Genomic DNA, 24,640 nt, shown 5'->3' on the forward strand with positions numbered 1-24,640 from the left:
GCCGCAGGAAAAGCGCACAGCGTCGCCCTGATCGCTTGCGCCAGGAAGCTCCTTATCTACGCCAACACCGTTGTTGCCCGAGGTACGCCCTGGCGTGAAAATACCGCCGCAACTTAATGGTTGCTACGCGACTGTGGTTATGGATCCCGGGCTCGCGCTCCGCGCGCCCCGGAGTGACCGCGGAAATTACTTCGGCGCCTGCCACGCCTTCATCACCGCCCCGATCTCCGCCGCCTCCGGCTCGCGCGCGGCCGAGGGCGTGCGCGAGAACCGCGGCGCCGGGGCCGGCTGTTTCACGCCGTGACGCTCGATGAAGACGTTGCGGGCGACCATGTGCGGATGCTGTGTCGCCTCAGACATGGTCAGCACCGGCGCGAAGCAAATGTCAGTGCCTTCCATGATCTTGCACCAGTCCTCGCGCGTCTTGCTCTTGAACACGGCCTTCAGCTTCTCCTTCAGCGCTGGCCAGGCCTTGCGGTCCATCTGCGCGTCGAAATCGGCGTCGGTGAGGCCGGCGTGCTCGCGCAGCAGCGCGTAGAATTGCGGCTCGATCGAGCCGATCGAGACGAAGTGCCCGCAGGCGCATTCGTAGACGCCGTAGAAATGCGCGCCGCCGTCGAGGAAGTTCTGGTTGCGCTCCTCGGTCCAGCGTCCCATCGTGGTCATGTCGAAGAAGAACGACATCAGCGAGGCCGCGCCGTCGCACATCGCCGCGTCCACCACTTGGCCTTTGCCCGACTTCTGTGCTTCCAGCAGTGCGGCGAGCACGCCGACGACGAGATAGAGCGCACCGCCGCCGAAATCGCCGACCAAATTGAGGGGCGGCACCGGCGCTTCCTCAGTGCCGATCGCGGCGAGCGCGCCGGTGATGGAGATGTAATTGATGTCGTGGCCGGCGGCGTTGGCGAGCGGGCCTTCCTGGCCCCAGCCGGTCATGCGGCCATAGACCAGCTTCGGGTTGCGTGCGAGCACGACGTCCGGCCCGAGGCCCAGCCGCTCCATCACACCGGGGCGAAAACCCTCGACCAGCGCGTCCGCGCTCGCGAGCAGATCCAATACTTGCGCGATCGCCGCCTTGTCCTTGAGGTCGAGCTCGATCACCTTGCGGCCGCGCCCGGCCACCGACTTCATGCTCTTCTTCGCGCCGACGCGGTCGAGCGTGACGACGTCGGCGCCCATGTCGGCCAGCATCATGCAGGCGAACGGACCGGGCCCGATGCCGGCGAATTCGACGATGCGGAAGCCCGAGAGCGGGCCGGAAGCGCGGACGGAGGAGGTGGGGGCGGGTTTGTCGAGCACGTTGTTGTTTCCTCGGGTCGCGGACGGATGCCGGCGATCGGCAATCGCCTCTGACGTTTCTTCTGTTGAGCGAGTTAATCGGCCGATTAACTTTTCTCGCCTTCACGCCAGCGAGGCAAGCGGTTTTCATGCCGCACGGCCAAAATAAAACGGCGCGCACCGAAGTGCGCGCCGCGGAAAATTTGCGTGGAGACGCTAAGTCGAACTGTCAGCGCGCAGCAGCGACCGCGCGTTGTGCCATCACCTTGATCAGATTGGCGCGATATTCCGCCGTGCCGTGGATGTCGGCCAGCAATCCGTTCGCCGAGATGCTGACGCTGTCGATCGCCGATGGCGACCAGTTCGCCTTCAGCGCCGCCTCGATCGCGCCCACCCGCATCACGCCGGTTTGCGAGGCGCCGGTGGCGGCGACCCGAACCTCGCCCGACTTGGCCTGCGCCACGAACACGCCGGTCAGCGCGAAGCGCGAGGCCGGATGCCGCATCTTCTCGTAGCCCGCCTTTGCCGGCACCGGGAATGACACGGCGGTGATGATCTCGCCGTCTTCGAGCGCCGTCGTGAACAGGCCCTGGAAGAAATCATCCGCCGCAATCGACCGCTTGTTGGTCTTCACGGTGGCGCCGAGCGCGAGCAGCGCCGCCGGGAAATCCGCGGCCGGATCGTTGTTGGCGATCGAGCCGCCGATCGTGCCGCGGTAGCGCACGGCGGGGTCGCCGAGCACGGAGGTGAGGTAGGCGATTGCAGGAATCGCCTGCTTCACGTCGGCATTCGTCATGATGTCGTAATAGGTCGTCGCAGCCTTGATGGTCAGCGTGTCGCCTGACAGCTCGACGCCCTGCAGCTCCTTGATCCTGCCGAGGTCGATGACGTCGGAGGGACCTGCGAGGCGCTGCTTCATGACCGGCAGCAGCGTCTGACCGCCGGCGAGGAACTTCGACTCGCTACCCTTGGCGAACAGGCTGGCGGCCTCGTCGACCGAGAAGGCGCGATGATAGGTGGTCTGGTACATCTTCGGTCCTCCCTTAAGCCGCGTGGATCGTGCGCCACACCCTGTCAGGGGTTGCGGGCATTTCCAGGTTGTTCTTGCCGATCGCATCCGTGATCGCGTTGATCACGGCCGCCGATGCGCCGATCGCGCCGGCCTCACCGCAGCCCTTGATGCCCAAGGGATTGCCCGGGCACAGCGTCGTGGTGTGGGACAGGTTGAACGACGGCACGTCGTCGGCGCGCGGCATGGCGTAATCCATGAACGAGGCCGTGACCGGCTGGCCGTTGGCATCATAGATCGCATGCTCGAGCAATGCCTGCCCGATGCCCTGCACGAGGCCACCATGGACCTGGCCCTCGACGATCATCGGGTTGATCAGCCGGCCGAAATCGTCCGCCGCGACGAAGTTGACGAAGGAGGTCTTGCCGGTGCCGGGATCGACCTCGAGCTCGCAGATATAGGCGCCGGCCGGGAAGGTGAAGTTGGTCGGGTCGTAGAAGGCGCTCTCCTTCAGGCCCGGCTCCATCCCGTCAGGCAGATTGTGCGCCGTATAGGCCGCGAGCGCGACCATCGGCAGGGCGATCGCCTTGTCGGTGCCTGTCACCTTGAACTCGCCGTTCTCGATGACGATGTCGGCCTCCGACGCCTCCAGCGCATGCGCGGCGATCTTCTTGGCCTTGGATTCCATCTTCTCCATCGCCTTCAGGATCGCGGTGAGGCCGACGGCCGCCGAGCGCGAGCCGTAGGTGCCCATGCCGAACTGCACCTTGTCGGTGTCGCCATGGACGATCGAGACCTGGCTGATCGGAACGCCCAGGCGCTCCGCGACGAGCTGGCAGAAGGTGGTCTCGTGACCCTGCCCGTGGCTGTGCGAGCCGGTGAGGATCTCGATGGTGCCGACCGGGTTGACGCGCACCTCGGCCGATTCCCAAAGGCCGACGCCGGCGCCCAGGCTGCCGACCGCCTTCGACGGCGCGATGCCGCAGGCCTCGATGTAGCAGGACACGCCGATGCCGCGCAGCTTGCCGTCGGCCTTCGCCTTGGCCTTGCGGGCAGGGAAGCCGGCATAATCGATCGCTTTCATCGCCGCATCGAGGGAAGCGTTGAAGTCGCCGGTGTCGTAGGCCATGATGACAGGCGTCTGGTGCGGGAACTGGGTGATGAAGTTGGTCCGCCGCAACTGGGCCGGATCGACGTTCAGCTGCCGCGCCGCCGTTTCCATCAACCGCTCGATCAGATAGCTCGCCTCGGGCCGGCCCGCGCCGCGATAGGCGTCGACCGGCGTGGTGTTGGTGTAGACCCCGATCACCTCGGCATGGATCGCCGGGATGTTGTACTGGCCCGACAGCAGCGTCGCGTAGAGATAGGTCGGCACCGAGGACGAGAACAGCGACATGTAGGCGCCGAAATTGGCGTAGGTCTTCACCTTGAGGCCGATGATCTTGTTGTTGGCGTCGAAGGCCATCTCGGCATGGGTGATGTGATCGCGGCCATGCGCGTCGGTGAGGAAGGCTTCGGTGCGGTCGCCGGTCCACTTGACGGGACGGCCGACTTTCTTCGAGGCCCACAGCGCCACCATCTCCTCGGGATAGATGAAGATCTTGGAGCCGAAGCCGCCGCCGACGTCGGGCGCGATCACGCGCAGCTTGTGCTCGGGGGCGATGTTGTAGAACGCCGAGAGCACGAGACGGGCGACGTGCGGGTTCTGCGACGTCGTATAGAGGGTGAAGTGCTCCTCCGCGGTGTCGTAATCGGCGATCGCCGCGCGCGGCTCCATCGCATTCGGCGCGAGGCGGTTGTTGGTGACGTCGAGCTTCACCACATTGGCGGCTTTCGAGAAGGCGGCATTCACCGCGCCCTCGTCGCCGATCACCCAATCATAGACCTGGTTGCCGGGCGCCTCAGGATGAAGCTGCGGCGCGCCGGGCTTGATGGCGGCGTGCATGTCGGCGACCGCGGGGAGCTCCTCGTAGTCGACCACGACGGCTTCCGCCGCGTCGCGCGCGAGATTCTTGCTGTCGGCGATCACGACGGCAATTGCCTGTCCGACGAAGCGCACCGTGTCCGGCGCCATCGCCGGCCATGCGCCCATCTTCATCGGGCTGCCGTCCTTGGAGGTGATGGCCCATCCGCAGATCAGGTTGCCGACCTTGTCGTCGACCAGCTCCTGTCCGGTGAGCACCGCGACCACGCCCGGCATCTTCAGCGCCGCGGACGAGTCGATCTTCTTGACCTTGGCGTGCGCGTGCGGGCTGCGGATGAAATAGGCATGGGTCATACCCGTCAATTTGATGTCGTCGACGTAACGGCCCTTGCCGGTAATGAAACGCTTGTCTTCCTTGCGCACGACGCGTGCGCCGATGCCTTCAACACCCATGTCTGGTCCTCCCGACCGGAAATTTCCTTGATCGCGCCGTCCATCGACGGCTGCGACGGTTGTTCTTGTTTCGAGGCGCGCCGCTTACTCGGCCGCCTGCGAGACCTTCATGCGGCCGGCGGCGTCCAGCACCGCCTTGACGATGTTGTGATAGCCGGTGCAGCGGCAGATATTGCCTTCGAGCTCGGTGCGGACGGTCGCCTCGTCGAGCTGTCCACCATGGCGGTGCACGATGTCGATCGCCGACATGATCATGCCCGGCGTGCAATAGCCGCACTGCAGGCCGTGATTGTCGCGGAAGGCGGCCTGCATCGGGTGCAGTTCGTCGCCCTTGGCGATGCCCTCGATCGTGGTGACGTTGGCGCCGTCGGCCTGCCCCGCCAGCATGGTGCAGGATTTCACCGCGCGGCCGTCCATGTGCACGACGCAGGCGCCGCACTGGCTGGTGTCGCAGCCGACATGGGTCCCGGTCAGGTTGAGGTGATCGCGCAGGAGCTGGACCAGCAGCGTGCGGTCCTCGACATCGACAGCAACGGCCTTGCCGTTGACCGTCAGTTTGACTGTAGACACTTGAAGTCCTCCCAAAGTTATTTTGATTGGTTCTAATTAGAGACAGCGCAAACGAAACTTTGCAACTGGGTTTTTGCTGACCGCGGTCATGGAAGGGTCATCGTGATGACGGTCGCCGATCTGCGATTCGGCCACGACGTCTCGTGCCGCCGCCATCACGTGCTGCGACATTGTAGGAGACACACGGAAAGTCGCAGCTAGCATCTGCGATGGCGTGCTCGGCTGCCGCCGCAATAGGCGCGTGAGCCGGTCGCGCGTGCCGTGGTCATCTCGCCGCTTGCCCTGGACCTAGGCCCGGTCGTGCGTCGTTCCTCCCTTTAATGCCGTGCTCGTTGCGCGAATAGGAGCATGCGCCCCCGCCTTTGTAATCGCGATCTTGGTAGTAGGGCGAGACGACTTAAGCCATTGATTTTGCTTACGGCAATGCAGCGAAGTGCCGCCGTCGAGCCGCGTGGGTTAGGACGCCCCGCGTGTTGCGCTTCCAACAACCCACTGCGTCATTCCGGGGCCCGAGCGGAGCGAGGGAGCCCGGAATCCATCGGGCCGCAGAGTCCGCGGGGAAATGGATTCCGGGTTCGCGCCAAGAGGCGCGCCCCGGAATGACATCGCGTGAATGAGAGGTCCGGAAAGCAGGACTACTACTTCCTGGCGATAGATCGCAGCCGCCCGTCCCCCTAGTCGAGCCGTACAGGCAACGGCAACAAGGGTGGAAGCGATGCAGATGAACGACAGTCAGCGGATCCCGGCGTCGAAGGCAAAGGTCTGGGCCGCGCTCAACGATCCCGAAATTCTCAGGCGCTGCATTCCCGGCTGCCAATCGCTCGAGATGGCGTCGCCGACCGAGATGACGGCGACCGTGGTGCTGAAGGTCGGTCCGGTGAAGGCGGCGTTCAGCGGCAAGGTGAGGCTGACCGATATCGATGCGCCCAACGGCTATCGCATCGTCGGCGAGGGCGCCGGCGGCGTCGCCGGCTTTGCCAAGGGCGGCGCGAAGGTCAGGCTGGAAGAAGAAGCCCCTGATGTCACCATCCTGCACTACGAGGCCGATGCGCAGATCGGCGGCAAGCTCGCACAGCTCGGCTCGCGATTGATCGACTCGACGTAGCGAAAACTCGCCGCGAGCTTCTTCGAAAATCTCGCCGGCGTGGTAGCGCCATCATCGTGATTGATGCGCGATGCCGCCTTCATTCGAACGCGCATTTCAAGCTGCAAAACAAGGGCAGGACGCAAGGCGCGACAACAAGATGAGCGGCGAAAGCCGCCGATGATTTGCACTACTACCTTCCGCCTATACTAAGCGCGAAACGGCGATGCTGTAATTTCGAACGATGGCTCGCAGGCGAACTGCGCATCACGAGCGCAGTGCGCTCAGGCGCCCAACGAGGCGTGCACAACAACATCGCGGAGGGAATACATGACCTTTGGAACGAAGGGCTTCTTGGCCGGCATCTCCATGATTGCGATGCTCGCCGCCGTTACACCGGGCGTTCGCGCCAACGACTCGGTGCTCAACGCGCAATCCGATTCGAATCAATGGGCCGTTGCCGGCCACGATTACGGCAACACGCGCTTCAGCCCGCTCAAGCAGATCAACACCGAGAACGCCGGGAAGCTGACGCTCGCTTACTCCTTCTCGCTGGCGTCGTTGCGTTCGAACGAATCCTCGCCGATCGTCATCGGCAACACGCTGTACGTTTCGAGCTCGTGGGGTCCGAAATACGTCTATGCGCTCGATGCGGCGACGGGGCAGCGCAAATGGACCTGGGAGCCCGATATTCCCGAGGACGTGCTGCAATACTCCTGCTGCGACGTGAACAGCCGCGGCGTCTCCTACGCCGACGGCAAGATCTTCGTCGGCCGCCTCGACGGCAAGCTGACCGCGCTCGATGCCGCGACCGGCAAGTCGCTGTGGACGGCGAAGGTGGTCGACTACAAGCAGGGCTCGGTCATCACCTCGCCGCCGCTCGTCGTGCGCGACAAGGTCATCACCGGTTTCGGCGGCGGCGAATACGGCGTGCGCGGCGCGCTGCTGGCCTTCGACATCAACACCGGCAAGCAGGTGTGGCAGACCTACACCGTTCCTTCGCCGGACGAGCCCGGCGGCGATTCCTGGAAGGGCGACTCCGCCCAGCATGGCGGCGGCGCGGCCTGGCTGGTCGGCTCCTACGATCCGAAGACCGACACGGTCTATTGGGGCACCAGCAATCCCGCCCCGTGGAACACGGCGGTGCGTTCGACCGGCGACGGCAACTTCGGCAAGCTGACCAACCTCTACACGGCTTCGACGCTCGCGCTCGATCCCAACACCGGCAAGATCAAGTGGCACATCCAGACCACGCCGGCCGACGCGTGGGACTATGACGGCGTCAACGAAGCCGTGCTCGCGGATCTCAAGATCGGCGGCAGCACCGTTCCGACGCTGATGAAGGCCGACCGCAACGGCTTCTTCTTCGTCGCCAACCGTGAGACCGGCAAGGTGCTGTCGGCGGAGAAATACGTGTTCTCCAACTGGGCCAAGAAGTGGGACGTCGCCACGATGCGCGCGGTCGAGGATCCCGACAAGCGTCCCGGGCCGGGCCATCCCGCCAAGGACATCTGCCCGAACCTGATCGGCGGCAAGAACTGGCAACCGATGTCGTTCAATCCGCAGACTGGCCTCGTCTACATCCCGTCCAACAACGTCTGCATGGACTGGTCGGTCAGCGACGTCACTTACAAGCGCGGCGTGTTCTATCTCGGCGCCGAATTCCCGACCAAGGAAGGCCCCGGCGGCTTCCTCGGCGAGCTCGTCGCCTGGGATCCGGTCGCGCAGAAGAAGGTCTGGTCGATCAAGGAAGACCTGCCCTTCAACGGCGGCACGCTGACCACCGGCGGCGGCCTCGTGTTTGCCGGCAACATCCATGGCGACTTCCGTGCCATCGATGCGAAGTCCGGCAAGGTGCTGTGGAGCAAGAATCTCGGCTCCGGCATCGGCGCAGGTCCGGTGACCTATCAGGTCGACGGCAAGCAATATGTCGCCATCGTCGTCGGCCGCACCGCTGCGCTGCCTGCGTTCCTGGGCGAGGTAGGAAAGAAGATGACGGCCGCAGCCCCCGAGGGCGGCTCGCTCTTCGTGTTCTCCGTCCAGTGACAACTCGCGCGCGTATCCTCGAGGTGACGGGATACGCGCGCGCTTTCTCCGGATTTTAGCTGCGGCATCGGCCGATGCCTGGTGCCGCTGCGCCCGGCTCAACGAGCTCCGGCGCAACAAAGCCAACACCAAGGGAGACGAGGATGCGTCCGAATCATTCCGCCACCGGTGCGAGCCGACATCGCGCCATCGCAGGCCTGCTCGCATGTGCCGCCGCGGCGCTGATCGTTCCGGCCTCGCCGCTGCAGGCCAACGAGGCGCAACCGTTCCGTCTCTGCGCCGATCCGACCAACCTTCCATTCTCCAGCGACAGTTCGTCGAAGCCGGGCTTCTATGTCGAGATCGGGCAGGCCTTGGCGCAGGCGCTCGGCCGGCCGATCGCCTATGACTGGTACAAATCCTATTTCGGCAAGCGCACGGTGCGGGTCACGCTGCTCGGCAAGCAATGCGACGCCATGATCGGGCTGCCGCGGTCCGCAGATTTCATGGGCCCGGCCGTGATCTTCTCCGACGCCATCGCCAAAGAGGGCTATGCCCTCGTCGCCACCAAGGAATCTGCGAAGGGCGCGGCGATCGGCGGCATCGAGGGCCTCAAGGGCAAGCGCGTCGCCGTGCAGTTCGCCAGCACGCCGCAAAACCTGCTCGCGAGCCGCGACGACATCCAGAAAGTGACGGTGCTGTCGCCTGAGGAGGGCATGCAGGCGCTCGACCAGGGCCGGGCCGACGTCGCCTTCATCTGGGGCCCGGTCGCCGGCTGGCTGAACAAGACCAGCTACGGCGGCCGCTACCAGATCGAGCTCACCGAGGGCGAGGGCCTGTCATGGGACGCCGCCATCGGCTTTGCCAAGGCCTCGACCGAGTTGCGCGACCGCGTCAATGCCGTGCTGCCGCAGCTTCAGGGCAAGATCGGCGAGCTCGCCGTGAAATACGGTTTGCCGGGCGGCGCGCCGGTTCGCTTCGGCGCAGCGCCGACGCCAGCGCCGCTGACGACGGGCACGGGAAGCGGAGCCGGCGTCGTCCAGGTCGCCAATGTCGTGGCGACTGAGACCAAGGGCGATGCGGTCACGCCGGGCCTTGAGGCCGTCGGCGCGGGCAAGGAGATCTTCAACGGAACCTGCGCCCACTGCCACGGTCCCGATGCGATCCAGAGCGAGCGCAAGATCGATCTGCGGCTGCTGCGTCACCGCTACGGCGACGAGATGCGCGAGAAATATTTGACCACCGTGCAGGAGGGACGGCCGAACAAGGGCATGCCGGCCTGGAAGGAGGTCTATACCGAGGACCAGGTCAACAGCATCTATTCCTTCCTGCTGACGGTCCAGGTCGAATCGAACGATTGAACGGTCTTGACCGAACCCGATCGGGAGGATGTGGTAGCGTTCATCCGGCGCCATCCCGGTGCCGGATTGATGCCGGATGGTTCCGCCTCTTCCGCTGCGGCGGCGGATGCCCGTACGGTGCAGCATTCGGCGGTGCAGTCCTGTGAAGGCGCCATGACCAGCTTCCTGATCATCGACGATCATCCGCTGTTTCGCGAGGCCCTCGGTAATGCGGTGCGGCTGGCTCTGCCGGAGGCGCGGATTGTCGAGGCGATGTCGATCGAGGACGCCCTTCACATCCTGACGGCCGAGCAGGGCGAGGGCATCGACCTCGCACTGCTCGACCTCCTGCTGCCCGATGCGACCGGCTTCTCCGGCTTTCTGCGCTTGCGCGAGGCCCATCCACGCCTGCCCGTCGCCATCGTGTCGAGCGAGGAGGACCAGCGCGTCGTTCGCGAGGCGCTGGAGCTTGGGGCCGCGGGTTTTCTGCCGAAGTCGCTGTCGAAGCGCGAGCTGGCGCAGTCGATCGAGGGCGTGCTGAACGGATCGGTGTCGGTGCCGAAGGATTTCGTGGTAACGTCGCAGCGGCGTCGGGCCGAGGCCAGCAAGGCGCTCGAGGTCAAGCTGCGCGAGCTCACGCCGCAGCAGCTTCGCGTGCTCGATCTGCTGCGGCGCGGCTATCCGAACCGGCAGATCGGCCAGGAGCTTCAGCTCGCCGAATCCACGGTGAAGGCGCATATCACCGAAATTCTGCGCAAACTCGGCCTGTTCAGCCGCAACAAGGCGATCATCGAGATCGGCAAGGTGGACCTGCCGGATCCCAAGGCCCGGCCTTATGCGCGGGCCGACCGCGGGCGGCCGCAATGACGCGCAATATCCTGCTTGATCTGGATCAAACCGGTCTGGTCCGGCTGCGACATTCTCGTTTCGGCGTCGAACCCTTCGATCATCTGGCCAATCAACCGGGAATGGCTCACGCGTGATGCGATTTCTGATCGTCGAAGACCATCCGTTGTTTCGAGAAGCCTTGGAGGGCGCGCTCCAGATGGCGGCGCCGGCGGCCGAGATCCTTCAGGCGACGTCGATCGACGGTGCGCTCGAGCAGGCCGCGGCGGCTGCCGAGCTCGACCTCATCCTGCTCGATCTGTCGATGCCGGGCACCACGGGCCTTTCCGGCATCATCCGCATCCGCAAGGCCTTTCCCAGGATTCCCGTCGTCATCGTATCAGGGCATCAGGATCCGCAGATCATAGCCGGCGCCTTGTCGCTCGGCGTCTCCGGCTACATCCTCAAATCGTCCTCCAAGCAGGAGCTGGCGCAGTCGATCGGCGAGGTGCTGCGCGGTGCGGTCTGTGTCCCAGCCGCCTATCGCGGGCTCGTCCGCCCGCAACGCGCCGCCGGCCCGGCGCAGGATCTGCTGAAACGCCTGCACGAGTTGACGCCGCAGCAATTGCGCGTGCTCGAAATGCTCAAACGCGGCCTGCAGAACAAGCAGATCGCCTTCGAGCTGAACATCTCCGAGACCACGGTGAAGGTCCACGTCTCCGACATCCTGCGCAAGCTCAACGTGCTCAGCCGCACCAAGGCCATCGTCGAAATGTCCCGGATCGATTTCGCGACCCTGGCCGGCGAAGGCGCCGGCCTGAAGGGGGAGCGTTCGCAGGCCGATCCGCCCTCAGGATAATCCGGTGTCATTCGTCGGAACGAGGCGAGCCGCGGTTCAAGCCGGTAGCGGCTGGCCGGCTTGCTCGCGAGCGATGTAGTCGGCGTACCAGTCCGGCCAGTTCGCATCGTACTGACCGCCGTTCCGCTTCTCGTGCTCACCGTGTGCCTTAGCCGCACGTCGGAGCGCGCTCGCGAGCTCGGACGAGGAGGTGAATGTTGTTCCTGCTGGCTCTACGCGTCCCGGCAATCGCGTGGTGATCTCCTGGAACAGCCAGCCGTTGCCATCGGGATCGTTGAATGAGACGTACGAGCGATAGCTGGCGCGTGCGGGATCCAGACCAGCAATCCGACGGCGCCCGAACAGATAAGGCTCGTCGGGTCCGGTGTGCACGTCGCCTTCAGCGTGGAAGACTTCGCTGACCTCGACGCCGCGACCGCGCAGATCGTCTCGCGCGGCTTCAATGTCGGAGACGATCAGGTACAGACCCTGGGCGGAGCCGGGCGCCGCCGCGGTCACGTTCTTGCCGAAAATGACCGAGGAGGGGGAGCCGGGAGGTGTGAACTGGATGACGCGGTAGTCGTCAGGCCCGGCGAAATCGGCATCGAGCCGCCATCCGAGGTTCGCATAGAACTTCTTGGCGCGATCGATGTCCGAAACAGGGATGACGACGACTTCGAGCTTCATGTCGATCGTTGGCGCTTGGGTGGTCTCATTTGCATCGGGGGCAGGCATTGCTTCTCTCCTGATTATAGCGGTTACGATATAATCGTGTACGAGATATAAAGTACCTTGGAGCCTCAATGTCAACCTTCCGATTTAATCGGACACGATATATATGCACGCGGAGTTTCACATGTCCGTGTTGGAAAGGGCACCCCCATGAGCCTGAAGAACGGTCCCAGAGCCGAATTCAGAGACGATTCCAGAGATGATTCAACGACCAATCAGCCGAAACCGGCCGAGGGCGACCGGCGCCTCGACGATTTCCTGTGCTTCGCGATCTATTCGGCCAACCTCGCCTACGGACGAGCCTACAAGCCGGGCCTCGATGAGCTCGGCCTAACCTACCCCCAGTGGATCGCGATCGTGGCGCTGTGGGAGCAGGACGACCAAACCGTCAGCGAACTCGGCGACAAGATGTTCCTGGAATCCAACACCCTGACGCCGATCCTCAAAAAGCTCGAGGCGGCAGGCTATTTGCGCCGCCAGCGCGATCCCGCCGACGAGCGGCAGGTGCGCGTCAGTCTCACCGACGCCGGCCGACGCCTCCGCGAGAAAGGCATGCACATGAATCTCGTGAAGTCGAGCGGACTAAAGCCCGATGAGTTCGCGCGGCTGCAGAAAAGCGTCGTCAAGCTCCGCGACAATCTAATCAAGGCGATGGAGGAGGAGTGACAGGCCCCTGTCTACTTTGCATGGGGTTGTTTTCGACATTCTTGTCTTGGCTACGTCCGATAGCCCCGCCGCAAGGAAGGCGAGGCGAAGATCATCCGCGCTTCAGCTCAGCAGGAACGACAGCAGCGCCCGCATCTCGGCCGGCTTGATCGGCTTCTTCAGCACTTCGAGGCCCTGCAGGCTCGCCTGCTTCGCCGCCTGTTCGGAATAGTCGGCGGTGATGATCATGGCGGGCGTGTCGAGCTTCAAATGCTCCCGCACGTCGGTGATGGCCGACAGGCCGCTTTCGCCGTGGTCGAGATGGAGGTCGGCGATCACGACATCGGGCGCGCCGCCGAGCTCGCTGAGGCGCACGAGCGCGTCCGCACCCGATCGCGTGGTCGCGACGTCGCAGCCCCATCCCTCCAGCAGCGCGGCCATCGCCTCCGAGCCGTTCGGATCGTTCTCGATCAGCAGGATCTTGGCGCCTTCGAGCCCGCTGTAATCGTAGTGCCGCGCGGCGGGCGCGACCTCCTGCACCTCGTCGGCGACCTCGGCGAGGTCGGCCGGCTCCAGCTCCAGGGTGAAGGTCGATCCCTTGCCGAGCTGTGACGACAGCCGCACCTCGTGCCCGAGCTCGCTGGCGAAGCGGCGGACGATGGAGAGGCCGAGCCCGAAGCCGGCTTGGTCGGCCGCGTTGGCATCGCCGCGCTGGAATTCGCGGAAGATCGCCTCCTGCTGCGCCTGCGCGATCCCGGGTCCGGTGTCGGAGACCTGGACGCAGATCTGCCCGCTGCGCGGCCGGCATCCGATCACGACGCCGCCGCTGCGGGTATAGCGAATGGCATTGGCGAGCAGGTTCTGCAGGATCCGCCGCAGCATCATCGCATCCGACATCACCGCGAGCTGAGAGGGGCGGATGCGCAAGGACAGGCCTTGCCGCGCGGCGATCGGCTCGAACTCGTTGCGGAGCTGCTCGAACAGGGGGGCCAGCGCGATCGCGCGCACGTCGGGCTTGAGCGCGCCGGAATCGAGCTTGGCGATCTCCAGCAGCGAGCGCAGCAGGTCCTCCAGCATCACCAGCGAGCGGCTCGCCTGGTCGATCAGCACGCCCGCTTCCTGCGACTCCATCATCTCCGTCAGTGCGGACAGGGTCAGGCGCGCCGCGTTGAGCGGCTGCAACAGATCGTGGGTGACCGAGATCAGCACGGAGGATTTCAGCGAGCTTGCCGCCTCTGCCTGCTGCTTGGCGCGGTAGAGTCCCTCATTGGCACGCTCGACCGAATGCAGCGCCTCGCGCAATTGGTGCGTCCGGTCGCGAACCTTGTGGTCGAGCGCGATGGCGGTTTCGAACAATGAAAAGGCGTTGAGCTGCTGGTCCATCGAGCGCTCGACGCGCGACATCAGCGCGGCATTGATCTTCCTCAGCTTGGCGGCCTCGCGCCTGAGCTGGTCGACCGCATCGGGGCCCTGCCACATGTCCGTCACGACCGGCGCCTTCCGATCGCAACTCCCGTGAAGGTCTGGTTCACATGCATGGAGCCGAACTGCTCGCCGTAAGTGTGAAAGCCGACCACACGGTTCTGCCGGTACAGTTCTGACATGTCGCGGGCGAGCTGATGCTGCTCGGCATCGAGCCGGCGGAGCAGGCATTCGAAGCCGATATAGAGCGAGACGTCTCCGATCTGGTCGCGGATGTCGGCGAACGTCTCGCGGGCCGCGCCGACCAGGCTTCGCGAGGTCGCGGCGGTCAGCACCATGCCCTCGTCGATGGCGCAGAAGAAATGCAAGGAGCCGTCCGGCTCGACCCGCTGGATCGAGCGTGCGTAATAGGCGCCGCCGACGCGCACGAGGACCGGATGCGAGGCGAAGGAGAACGGATCGAGCTTGGCATCCATGATGCCGACCACGCGCGAATATTCTTGCGCGGCAGGCTCTGCGTTCAGCTCCCGGACCATGCGGTTTTCGATGTCGGCCTCGGTCACCACCATCTTCTGCGCCTGCGGCTCGAAATTGTCGCACTTGAAGACGCGGAACGGCAACGAGGTGTTCAGCAGGATCAAGAGGGCGGCATTGCTGTGTGCCTTGCCGTCGAAGAACACGAATGTCTTCTCGAAGCGCAGCCCGTCGCCTGCCGACCCGCCGACGACCGGAATATCGTCCAGCGATGCATAGATCGCGGACATCACCGCTTCTTCGCGGCGGCACAGGCCGTCGATCAGGACCAGGCCGAAGGGACTGCCGCGCTCGACCTGCGGCGTGGCCCGCAACAGCTCGTGCCGGAGCTCGCCGCCGATCCTGCGGCCGTCCTCGACGCGGAAGCTGTCGAGATTGAAGATCGGCCGCACCACCGCGGAAAAGTCCGCGCGGCTGAACGCCAGCGCCACGACGCTGTTCTCGTCCCAGCCGTCAGGAGCAAGCTCGCCCGCGGTGGTACAGCCGCAGACCTCTGTGTCGTCGAATTGGCGGCTGATCTCCGCGATGAAGCGATCGGGGTCGTAGCTGGGAGAGACGAACACCAGGATCAGCGCCAGCCCGTCGGACGGGAGCTGGGCCGCCAGCTCGGCCACGGCGTCATCGACGCTCGCGGCCTTCGACTTGGCCACGGCAACGCCAGACGCACCGCCAAACCGAAAATCGGTTTGCCCCACTCCGTTTCTCCCTTAAGGCTCGGTCTGATGCCAAGTGCCTGATAATTATCGAGAGTAGGGCGTTTTCCGGTGAGCCGCAACACGGCAGCCGCTCCCCGCAAGCCCGGTCGGATTTACCACCCCTTGAGGATTCTGCCCTAATTTTCCGCAACGTTCGGAAAGGGCTGCTTCCGGGCCGCAGAATCACATGAGCTGGGGGTTGGGAATGTCCGGGCGTACCGCGTCGCCGTCGAAGCGTGCACAATTTCCGACCCTCAAGTTCCGCGCAAAGATCATACTCGGCTTCGCCGCCGTGCTGGTGATCTCCGCCGGCAGCATGGCGTTTTCCTATTTCGGCTTCGAGCGGGTCGCCGCCGGGGTCGGATCCTACCGCAGCAGCGTGTCGGAGGCCGATCTCGCCCGCAATATCGACCGTGAGCTGCTCGCCTATCGTTCGGCCGCCAAATATTTCGTCGTCACCGGTAAGGAAGACGACGCCAAGGCGGCGCTCGATGCCGAGGCCAGCCTGAAGAACGCCATCGACCAGGCCGTCAAGGCCGCCACCAAGCCGGCGCGGCAGGAAAGCCTCGGCAAGCTCGCCAAGGAGTTTTCCAACTTCTCCGCAACCTTCGCTAAGGTGCTCCAGGCCAAGCGCGACAGCGCGCTGCTGGTGCAGAACCAGCTCCAGCGCCAAGCCAATCTTCTGAAGTACAAGCTCGACGACATCGGCAACAACGCCTCCGACGCCGAAGCGCAGGCGATCGAGTTTGGCACCAAGCAGGTCAACGCCCAATTCCAGACCGCAAGCGCTGCAGCCACCCAGTTCGTGCTGACGTCCGATCAGGCGATCGCGAACAGCGCCCTCGCGCGGCTGAAATTCGTCGAGAACTCGCTGGGTGCGGTCTATTCCATGGACGACAAGATTGTCGCTGGCCTCAAGGAGGCCAAGTCCATCCTCGGCGCCTATCGCGAGGCGCTGGAGAAGTTGATCGCCAACGCCAAGCTGGTCGATGGCCTCGTCACGGAGATGAGCGGCTCGGCTGGCGCGATCCAGCAAGGCGCCACCGCCATGAAGGCGGACCTGGTCGCCGAGCAGCAGCGGCTGGATTCGGAATCGGCGGCGACCATCGGACAGACCGAGCAGCTGGTGCTGATGCTGGCCGTCGGCGGCACGCTGTTAGGCGCGGTCCTCGCCTTCCTGCTCGGCACCGGCATCTCGCGGCCGATGATTGCGATGTGCAAGGCGATGCGCGAGCTCGCCTCGGGCAATTTCGATGTCGTGTTGCCGGGCCTGGGGCGCAAGGACGAGATCGGCGAGATGGCCGGCGCGGTCGAGGAGTTCAAGATCCAGGCCGTCGCTAAGGCCGAGCGCGATGCCGCCGCCAGCGAAGTGCAGAACCGCGAGCAGGCCGCAAGCCGCCGCGCCGAACTGATCCGCTTTGCCGACGATTTCGAGAGCGCGGTCGGCGCCATCGTCTCCAACGTCTCGGCCTCGGCCGTGCAGCTGGAATCGGCCGCCTCGACGCTGACCCGCACCGCCGAGACCACGCAGAGCCTGTCGAGCCAGGTCGCCGGCGTCTCCGAGCAAGCCTCCTCCAATATGCAGTCGGTCGCGACCGCGACCGAAGAGCTCTCGGCTTCGGTCGAGGAGATCGGCCGCCAGGTGCGCGATTCCAGCCGCATCGCAGAGGCTGCCGTCATGCAGGCCAAGGAGACCGACGGCCGCATCGGCAAGCTGTCGCACGCGGCACAGCAGATCGGCGAGGTGGTCAAGCTGATCACCGCGATCGCCGAGCAGACCAATCTGCTCGCGCTGAACGCCACCATCGAGGCCGCCCGCGCCGGTGAAGCCGGCCGCGGCTTCGCGGTGGTTGCGAGCGAGGTGAAGTCGCTGGCGAGCCAGACCGCGAAGGCGACCGACGAGATCTCCTCGCACATCACGGGCATGCAGGGCGCCACCGCCGAATCGGTTGCGGCGATCAAGGAGATCGGCGCGACGATCGGCCAGATCTCGTCGATCTCGACCTCGATCGCGAGCGCGGTGGAGCAGCAGGGCGCCGCCACCCAGGAGATCGCCCGCAGCGTCCAGACCGTGGCGCAGGGCACCCAGACCGCGGCCACCGATATCGGCGAGGTCAACCGCGGCGCCGCCGAGACCGGCTCGGCCTCGGAAGAGGTGCTGAACTCGGCCAAGACACTATCGAGCGAAAGCACCCGTCTTCGCGCCGAGCTCGACCGCTTCATGGCGAACATCAGGGCGGCGTAGTAAAGCGCACCTTAACAAATCCCTACGTCACCTAACCGCCAGTTGCGGCGCCACAAGTTTACCGCAGCTTATCCTTTGCCGGTTACCGTGCACACGAGTCGGAAGCGGGCTGCTTCCCGGCTGCGCCTGGTTTTCCGCGAATGGAATGGGGTGGGGGAATGTCGGTCACGTCCAAATCGAGCCAATCGAAGTCGCGCCAATCGAAGCTGCCAACGCTGCGTTTTCGCGCAAAAATCATCCTCGGCTTCGTGGCGGTGCTCGCCATCCTCGCCGTCAGCATGGCGTTCGCCTATTTCGGCTTCGAGCGGATCGCAGGCGCTGTGGCCTCCTACCGCACCAGCGTAGCGGAAGCCGATCTGGCGCGGACGGTCGATCGCGAGCTGATCGCCTATCAGGGGCTGGCACGGGCCTATACCCTGACCGGCGCGGCTGATGACGAGACCGCGGCCAAGGCCGCTGAAGGAAATCTGAAGAGCGCGATCGCCAAATCGATGGCCGCCACCACGGGCGCGGCTCGCCGCGAGCAGGTCGGCAAGCTCGAGGCCGAGTTCCAGAGCTTTACGAAAGTCTTCAGCGAGATCATCACGCTGACGCGCGAGAACAACAAGATCGCGGCCGACGAGCTCAACAGTGTCGGCAACAAGATCCGCTTCAAATTCGACGATCTCGCCGACACCGCGGCGCTGGCGGGTCTCTCCTCGGTGCAGACCACGGCCAAGGACATCACCTCGCAATATCTGGCGGTCTCGACCTCGGTCAGCGCTTTCGTCGCCAAGCCGGAGCCGAAGACCGCCGACGGCGTGATCGCCCGCATCAAGTTCCTCGAGACGCTGCTGGTCTCTGTCTACGCGAACGACCAGAAGATCACCGATCGCGTCAAGGAGATCGGCGATCTCTTGAAGCAGTACCGCACCTCGTTCGCAAAGCTGACCGAGAACGTGAAGGTCATCGTCAAGCTGAACGGCGAGATGACCAAGACAGCGGCGACCATCCTCAAGCTCTCGGCCGAGCTGCGTTCGGATCTCACCGCGGACCAGCAACGCATCGAGGCGAGCGCCAATGCGACGATCGTAGAGACCCAGCAGCTGATGCTGATGATGGCGCTCGGCGGGCTGGCCATCGGCATCGTGCTGGCCTTGTGGCTCGGCAACGGCATCTCGCGGCCGATGATCGCGATGTGCAAGGCGATGCGCGAGCTGGCCTCGGGCAATTTCGACGTCGTGTTGCCGGGCCTGGGGCGCAAGGACGAGATCGGCGAGATGGCCGGCGCGGTCGAGGAGTTCAAGATCCAGGCCGTTGCAAAGGCCGAGCGCGACGCCGCCGCCAGCGAAGTGCAGAACCGCGAGCAGGCCGCAAGCCGCCGCGCCGAACTGATCCGCTTTGCCGACGATTTCGAGAGCGCGGTGGGTGCCATCGTCTCCAACGTCTCGGCCTCCGCCGTGCAGCTGGAATCGGCCGCCTCCACGCTGACCCGCACCGCCGAGACCACACAGAGCCTGTCGAGCCAGGTCGCCGGCGTCTCCGAGCAAGCCTCCTCCAATATGCAGTCGGTCGCGACCGCGACCGAAGAGCTCTCGGCTTCGGTCGAGGAGATCGGCCGCCAGGTGCGCGATTCCAGCCGCATCGCAGAGGCTGCCGTCATGCAGGCCAAGGAGACCGACGGCCGCATCGGCAAGCTGTCGCACGCGGCACAGCAGATCGGCGAGGTGGTCAAGCTGATCACCGCGATCGCCGAGCAGACCAATCTGCTCGCGCTGAACGCCACCATCGAGGCCGCCCGCGCCGGTGAAGCCGGCCGCGGCTTCGCGGTGGTTGCGAGCGAGGTGAAGTCGCTGGCGAGCCAGACCGCGAAGGCGACCGACGAGATCTCCTCGCACATCACGGGCATGCAGGGCGCCACCGCCGAATCGGTTGCGGCGATCAAGGAGATCGGCGCGACGATCGGCCAGATCTCGTCGATCTCGACCTCGATCGCGAGCGCGGTGGAGCAGCAGGGCGCCGCCACCCAGGAGATCGCCCGCAGCGTCCAGACCGTGGCGCAGGGCACCCAGACCGCGGCCACCGATATCGGCGAGGTCAACCGCGGCGCCGCCGAGACCGGCTCGGCCTCGGAAGAGGTGCTGAACTCGGCCAAGACACTATCGAGCGAAAGCACCCGCCTTCGCGCCGAGCTCGACCGCTTCATGGAGAATATCCGCGCGGCGTAGGTTCGCTGCTCCTGTAGCTCGCGGCCCCGAAGGGCCGCGCTATCGCCTTACACTCCGCTGTCCGGAACGACAGCGGAGTGAGTTCATTCCCTTCCGAACGCCCGCTTCAGCTCGACCTTCGCGCGCTCCAGTCGCGTGCGCTGCGTCTTGGACAGCGTCTTGCCGGCGCGGTTGATGTAGAAGGTCAGCATCGACAGCGCCGAGCCATAGGCGCCAGTCTTGCGTCGCGAGCTGTGCTCGGCCGAGCGCTTCAGCGAGGCCGCAATCCTCTTCGCGCTGGTCAGCTTGAACACCCCTTGCTTGAGGTCGAGCGCATCGCTCTCCTCCGTCACGCGCAGCGACCAGCGCCTTGTGGCGCGTTTGGTGCTCTTGTGCGCGGTCCCGCTCCGCCGGGTGTTTGCCTTGCGTGCCGTCTTGCGCGGGCTGCTGTTTCGAGAATGTGTCGTCTTTCTGACCTGAGCCATGCGCCAACTCCTTGCGGGTCCAGCGGAAACGAGCGGTGCTCGCTGGCGTTCCCGCGGGAACCCGGCCCCCTCGCAAACGTTGTCGCAGGTGGCAGGCAGAATGCCGCACCCCGATGATCGGATCGACCCCGTCCACGTTATGTGAGCCGGGGCCGCTTCCATTGATCAGACGCAACAATCCGATGGAACTGCAGCAGAGCCCAGCGCTGAACTATGCACCCGTAGTCTCGGCGGCGGCCGTGACCGACCGCATCGTCGAGACCAGCATTCCCTCGCGGCTCGATGCGCTGCCGTGGAGCGGTTTTCACACCCGCGTCGTGCTCGCGCTGGGCATCACCTGGATTCTCGACGGCCTCGAGGTGACGCTTGCGGGTGCGCTCTCCGGTGCGCTGAAGCAAAGCCCATCGATGCAGTTCTCCAATCTCGATCTCGGCATCGCCAACTCCGCCTACCTCGCGGGCGCCGTGCTCGGTGCGCTCGGCTTCGGCTGGCTGACCGACCGTATCGGCCGCAAGAAGCTGTTCTTCATCACGCTGGCGCTCTACCTCTCGGCAACGGCCGCAACCGCGCTGTCATGGGATGTCGCGAGCTACGCGCTGTTCCGCTTTCTCACCGGCGCCGGCATCGGCGGCGAGTACACAGCGATCAACTCGACGATCCAGGAGTTGGTGCCCGCACGCTATCGCGGCTGGACCGATCTCGTGATCAACGGCAGCTTCTGGATCGGGGCTGCGATGGGCGCAGTGGCGGCCATCGTGCTGCTCGATCCCGCAGTATTCGCTCCCGATCTCGGCTGGCGCCTGGCCTATCTGATCGGCGCCGCCCTCGGCCTCGTCGTTCTCTTGATGCGGATGTGGATCCCGGAAAGTCCGCGCTGGCTGATGATTCATGGTCGTCCCGACGAGGCCCATGCCATCGTCGACGGGATCGAGCGGTCGGTGATCGGGCACGACCAGGATACCAGCGACGGACGCTTCACCAAGATCCGCCTGAAGATGCGCGATCACACGCCGATCGCCGAGGTGGTCCACACCTTGTTTTCGGTCTATCGCCGGCGCGCATTGGTCGGCCTCGTGCTGATGAGCGCGCAGGCATTCTTCTACAACGCCATCTTCTTCACCTTCGCGCTGGTGCTGACTGATTTCTATGGCATCAAGGCCGACCACGTCGGCTGGTACTTGCTGCCGTTCGCGGCCGGCAATTTCCTCGGGCCGCTGCTGCTCGGCCGCCTGTTCGATACGCTGGGACGCCGCACCATGATCACGTTCACCTATGGCGCATCGGGCCTGTTGCTGGCGCTATCAGGCTATCTGTTCTCGATCGGTGTCCTGAGCGCGCAGGGGCAGACCATCGCCTGGATGGTGATCTTCTTCTTCGCCTCGCCCGCCGCGAGCGCGGCCTATCTCACCGTCAGCGAGACCTTTCCCCTCGAGGTTCGCGCGCTGGCGATCGCGGTGTTCTATGCGGTCGGCACCGGCATCGGCGGCGTGATCGGGCCGGCGTTGTTCGGCGCGCTGATCGACACGGGATCGCGCACCAGCGTATTCGCCGGCTATCTGCTGGGGGCCGTCCTGATGATCGCGGCTGCGATCGTGGCGTGGCGCTATGCCGTCGCCGCCGAGCGCAAATCGCTCGAACACATCGCGCGGCCGCTCGCCTTTATGGAGTAGACTGATGAAATCGGAACTTGCGGAAATGGCGTTGGACCAGAAGCTCACCATACCTGATGACGACGAGACGCCGGAAACGGTGCCGGTGCCGCATGCGTTGGTGCCGCATCTCGATGAAATCGCCATTCTGCTCGACATCGATGGCACGCTGCTTGAGCTGATGCCGACGCCGCGCGAGGTGTGGGTGCCGCCGGGCCTGTCGGAAACGCTGAAAGCTTTGACCGAGCGCACCTCGGGGGCGCTGGCGCTGGTCAGCGGCCGCTCGCTCAACGACATCGACCTGATCTTCGCGCCCGACGTGTTCCGCGCCGTCGCCGGTCATGGCGCGGAGATGCGGCTGGCGGTGGACAGTGAAGCGGATGCCCTGCACGCGCCGCCGCTCGACAAGGAGCTGAAGCGGCGCCTCGCCGCCATCGCCAAGCTCAGCCCTGGAATCCTGCTCGAGGACAAGGGCTATTCGCTCGCGCTGCATTACCGCCTGGCGCCGCATGCGGAGAAGGCGATCTACGAATCCGTCTCACTGATCCGCGCCGATCTGCCCAATGCGCCGATCGAGGTGCTGCCGGGCAAGTTCGTCTGCGAGATCAAGCATTCCGGATTCACCAAGGCGAGCGGCGTGCGCGAGTTGATGAAGCGCGCGCCGTTCAAAGGACGTCGTCCGCTGTTCATCGGTGACGACGTCACCGATGAGACCGTGTTCGCGATCATGCCCGACATGGACGGGCTGGCGTTCTCGGTCGGCCGCCGCGCCATGGGCGTGAATGGCCACTTCGATGCGCCGGCGGATGTGCGTGCGTTCCTTGCACATCTGCTCGATCCCAGGTGAAACCAAGGCAGCGTCATCTCGCAGACACAAAGGCCTCCATCGCAGCGCCATTGCGCGCTGCAATGCATGCTGCGCAACAGGACCGGAAACGCTGTCTTTGCAGCGAAATGACTGGGTTCCACGAGCGAAACCAGTTCCAACGCGCACGCCCGATTTTGGTTTCAATTGGTTGAAACGATGATCAGGAACCATATTGATGAACGGCAGTTAAATGGGGCGGAATGAACAGGAGGGGACGACCTGTGAACTTGATCGTCGTTTCAAATCGCGTCGCCCGCGGCAAACCCAACGAGCCCATGACGGGCGGCCTTGCGGCGGCATTGCTTCCCGTTGTGGAACATTCTGGTGCGATCTGGGTCGGTTCCTCCGGCCGGGTGCGTGATGGCCACCAGAAGGAGCCGTTCGCCGAGATCGAGGCGCTCGGGACAGGCGCGATTGCGACGTTGGATCTGCCGGCGGCCCATTACGGCGGATACTACGAAGGCTTTGCCAATTCGGCGCTGTGGCCGGCGCTGCATTCGCGCAGCGACCTGATCCGCGTCTCGCGCGAGGACTATGTCAGCTATCGCGAGGTCAACGCCTTCATGGCGCGCGCCTTGATGCGTTTCCGCAAAGCCCGGACTGCGTTCTGGGTTCAGGACTATCATTTCCTCGCGCTTGGTGCCGAGCTGCGCGAGCTCGGCGTCGATGATCCCATCGGCTTCTTCCTGCATACGCCGTGGCCCGTCACTGCTGTGATGCAGGGCGTACCCAACCATCGCGAGCTGATCACCGCGATGCTGGCCTATGATCTGCTCGGCTTCCAGACCGAGGAAGATCGGCAGAACTTCCTCGGCTATGTCGGCGCCGAGCTCGGCCTCACCATCGAGGACGGGGTCGTGGTCTCGCAGCATGGGCGCACGCGCTGTGAAGTTTTCCCGATCGGCATCGATGCGGAGAAGTTCGCCGCCTATGCCGCGAAGTCGGCCGCGCATCCGGATGTGTCGCGCCTGCGCCGCAGCCTCAACGGCGAGCGCCTCGCGATCGGCGTCGACCGGCTCGACTATTCCAAGGGTCTCGTCAACCGCATCAGCGCATTCGACCGGCTCTGGACCGAGCAGCCGCAGTTTGCGCGCAGCATCTCGCTGCTCCAGATCGCCAATCCCTCGCGCGGCGGCATCGAGGCCTATGGCAATCTCCAGAACGAGGTCGCGCGCCTCGTCACCGACGTCAACGGCCGCCACGGCGAGGTCGACTGGACGCCGATCCGCTATTTGAACAAAGGCTTCAGCCAGGCCGTGCTCGCCGGTCTCTACCGCACCGCGCAGGTCGGCGTGGTGACGCCGCTGCACGACGGCATGAACCTCGTCGCCAAGGAATACGTCGCCGCGCAAAACCCCGCCGATCCCGGCGTGCTGGTGCTGTCGAAGTTCGCCGGCGCCGCCAACGAGCTCGACGCTGCGCTGCTGGTCAATCCGCACGATATCGACGGCATGGCCCGCGCGGTCGCGGTCGCGGCATCCATGCCGCTCACCGAGCGCAAGATGCGCTGGGATGCGATGATGAAGAAGCTGCGCGGCCACACCATCCAGCAATGGTCCGCCGATTTCGTCGCCGAGCTCGAGAAGTGCCGCACCGAGAAGGCCGCCGTGGCGCCGCTCGCGGCCCAGCCGCCGCAGGCGCTGCGCTGGTTGAAGTCGGCGATCTCAGGCGTGCGGTTGATCTAATCTCAGCTTGGCTCGATCTCACCCTCTGCCCTTGTTGTGGGAGAGGGTGGCATAGGGGGCCTCTGGCCGCCGTTCTTAAGAACGCCGATGCTTTGCATCGGCTATGGCGACAGCGGCGAGACGGGTGAGGGGTGTCTCTCCACGCGTG

Annotated in this window: 19 protein-coding genes; 11 read left to right on the forward strand and 8 right to left on the reverse strand. The window is 64.8% G+C overall.

Translation table 11 applies throughout. The features are described 5' to 3' along the window. Nucleotides 1–186: 186 nt before the first annotated feature. The 4 genes from I6F28_RS34180 to I6F28_RS34195 all read right to left on the reverse strand — a co-directional run bounded on the left by I6F28_RS34180 (nt 187) and on the right by I6F28_RS34195 (nt 5,234). Nucleotides 187–1,299 (reverse strand): CaiB/BaiF CoA transferase family protein, encoded by a 1,113-nt coding sequence (locus I6F28_RS34180; protein WP_225143290.1) that lies wholly within the window; start codon nt 1,297–1,299, stop codon nt 187–189. A gap of 208 nt (nt 1,300–1,507) precedes the next feature. Beyond that, nucleotides 1,508–2,308, reverse strand: a complete 801-nt coding sequence (locus I6F28_RS34185) for an FAD binding domain-containing protein (protein ID WP_225143291.1) — start codon at nt 2,306–2,308, stop codon at nt 1,508–1,510. 13 nt (nt 2,309–2,321) lie between these two features. Beyond that, nucleotides 2,322–4,664, reverse strand: coding sequence for a xanthine dehydrogenase family protein molybdopterin-binding subunit (locus tag I6F28_RS34190; protein WP_225143292.1), 2,343 nt, complete (start codon nt 4,662–4,664; stop codon nt 2,322–2,324). An 84-nt stretch (nt 4,665–4,748) separates the two neighbouring features. After that, entirely contained in the window at nt 4,749–5,234 is a 486-nt protein-coding gene (locus I6F28_RS34195) for a (2Fe-2S)-binding protein (RefSeq protein ID WP_225143293.1), read from the reverse strand. 715 nt (nt 5,235–5,949) lie between these two features. Between I6F28_RS34195 and I6F28_RS34200 the strand changes: the two genes are divergently transcribed. From I6F28_RS34200 to I6F28_RS34220, 5 genes are all read left to right on the forward strand, one after another. Next, entirely contained in the window at nt 5,950–6,339 is a 390-nt protein-coding gene (locus tag I6F28_RS34200; RefSeq protein ID WP_225143294.1) for an SRPBCC family protein, read from the forward strand. A gap of 309 nt (nt 6,340–6,648) precedes the next feature. Next, complete coding sequence (locus I6F28_RS34205; RefSeq protein ID WP_225143296.1) at nt 6,649–8,364, forward strand: PQQ-dependent methanol/ethanol family dehydrogenase; 1,716 nt, start codon at nt 6,649–6,651, stop codon at nt 8,362–8,364. Nucleotides 8,365–8,507: 143 nt separating this feature from the next. After that, nucleotides 8,508–9,704: a c-type cytochrome gene (locus I6F28_RS34210; RefSeq protein WP_225143298.1), complete on the forward strand. Its 1,197-nt coding sequence runs from the start codon at nt 8,508–8,510 to the stop codon at nt 9,702–9,704. 153 nt (nt 9,705–9,857) lie between these two features. Then, nucleotides 9,858–10,550 (forward strand): response regulator, encoded by a 693-nt coding sequence (locus I6F28_RS34215; protein WP_225143332.1) that lies wholly within the window; start codon nt 9,858–9,860, stop codon nt 10,548–10,550. A 115-nt stretch (nt 10,551–10,665) separates the two neighbouring features. Next, complete coding sequence (locus tag I6F28_RS34220; RefSeq protein ID WP_050996263.1) at nt 10,666–11,367, forward strand: response regulator; 702 nt, start codon at nt 10,666–10,668, stop codon at nt 11,365–11,367. Between the two features lie 36 nt (nt 11,368–11,403). Here the strand turns inward: I6F28_RS34220 and I6F28_RS34225 are convergent, their stop codons facing one another. Further along, a complete protein-coding gene (locus tag I6F28_RS34225; protein WP_225143300.1) occupies nt 11,404–12,081 on the reverse strand; it encodes a VOC family protein in 678 nt (225 codons plus the stop codon). Between the two features lie 147 nt (nt 12,082–12,228). Between I6F28_RS34225 and I6F28_RS34230 the strand changes: the two genes are divergently transcribed. Then, nucleotides 12,229–12,744, forward strand: coding sequence for a MarR family winged helix-turn-helix transcriptional regulator (locus I6F28_RS34230; protein ID WP_036016140.1), 516 nt, complete (start codon nt 12,229–12,231; stop codon nt 12,742–12,744). A gap of 102 nt (nt 12,745–12,846) precedes the next feature. Here the strand turns inward: I6F28_RS34230 and I6F28_RS34235 are convergent, their stop codons facing one another. Both I6F28_RS34235 and I6F28_RS34240 read right to left on the reverse strand, forming a co-directional pair. Beyond that, a complete protein-coding gene (locus I6F28_RS34235; RefSeq protein ID WP_225113768.1) occupies nt 12,847–14,202 on the reverse strand; it encodes a hybrid sensor histidine kinase/response regulator in 1,356 nt (451 codons plus the stop codon). Between the two features lie 5 nt (nt 14,203–14,207). Continuing rightward, nucleotides 14,208–15,374, reverse strand: coding sequence for an FIST N-terminal domain-containing protein (locus I6F28_RS34240; protein WP_225143302.1), 1,167 nt, complete (start codon nt 15,372–15,374; stop codon nt 14,208–14,210). A gap of 205 nt (nt 15,375–15,579) precedes the next feature. On the opposite strand from I6F28_RS34240, the gene I6F28_RS34245 reads away from it, so the two are divergent. Beyond that, nucleotides 15,580–17,619 carry a methyl-accepting chemotaxis protein gene (locus I6F28_RS34245; RefSeq protein ID WP_225137212.1) on the forward strand — a complete coding sequence of 680 codons (2,040 nt, stop codon included), beginning with the start codon at nt 15,580–15,582 and terminating at the stop codon, nt 17,617–17,619. Between the two features lie 158 nt (nt 17,620–17,777). Further along, entirely contained in the window at nt 17,778–19,826 is a 2,049-nt protein-coding gene (locus I6F28_RS34250) for a methyl-accepting chemotaxis protein (RefSeq protein WP_225143303.1), read from the forward strand. 83 nt (nt 19,827–19,909) lie between these two features. Here the strand turns inward: I6F28_RS34250 and I6F28_RS34255 are convergent, their stop codons facing one another. Continuing rightward, a complete protein-coding gene (locus I6F28_RS34255; RefSeq protein ID WP_225143305.1) occupies nt 19,910–20,290 on the reverse strand; it encodes a DUF3175 domain-containing protein in 381 nt (126 codons plus the stop codon). Between the two features lie 182 nt (nt 20,291–20,472). Between I6F28_RS34255 and I6F28_RS34260 the strand changes: the two genes are divergently transcribed. The 3 genes from I6F28_RS34260 to I6F28_RS34270 all read left to right on the forward strand — a co-directional run bounded on the left by I6F28_RS34260 (nt 20,473) and on the right by I6F28_RS34270 (nt 24,492). Next, nucleotides 20,473–21,960 (forward strand): MFS transporter, encoded by a 1,488-nt coding sequence (locus tag I6F28_RS34260; RefSeq protein WP_225143307.1) that lies wholly within the window; start codon nt 20,473–20,475, stop codon nt 21,958–21,960. Between the two features lie 4 nt (nt 21,961–21,964). Next, nucleotides 21,965–22,786, forward strand: a complete 822-nt coding sequence (gene otsB, locus I6F28_RS34265) for a trehalose-phosphatase (protein WP_036016048.1) — start codon at nt 21,965–21,967, stop codon at nt 22,784–22,786. Between the two features lie 242 nt (nt 22,787–23,028). Further along, entirely contained in the window at nt 23,029–24,492 is a 1,464-nt protein-coding gene (locus I6F28_RS34270; protein WP_036016051.1) for a trehalose-6-phosphate synthase, read from the forward strand. Nucleotides 24,493–24,640 lie beyond the last annotated feature (148 nt).

Origin of the sequence: Bradyrhizobium sp. NBAIM14, from assembly GCF_020193895.1 — a bacterium.
Taxonomy (GTDB): Bacteria; Pseudomonadota; Alphaproteobacteria; order Rhizobiales; family Xanthobacteraceae; genus Bradyrhizobium; species Bradyrhizobium yuanmingense.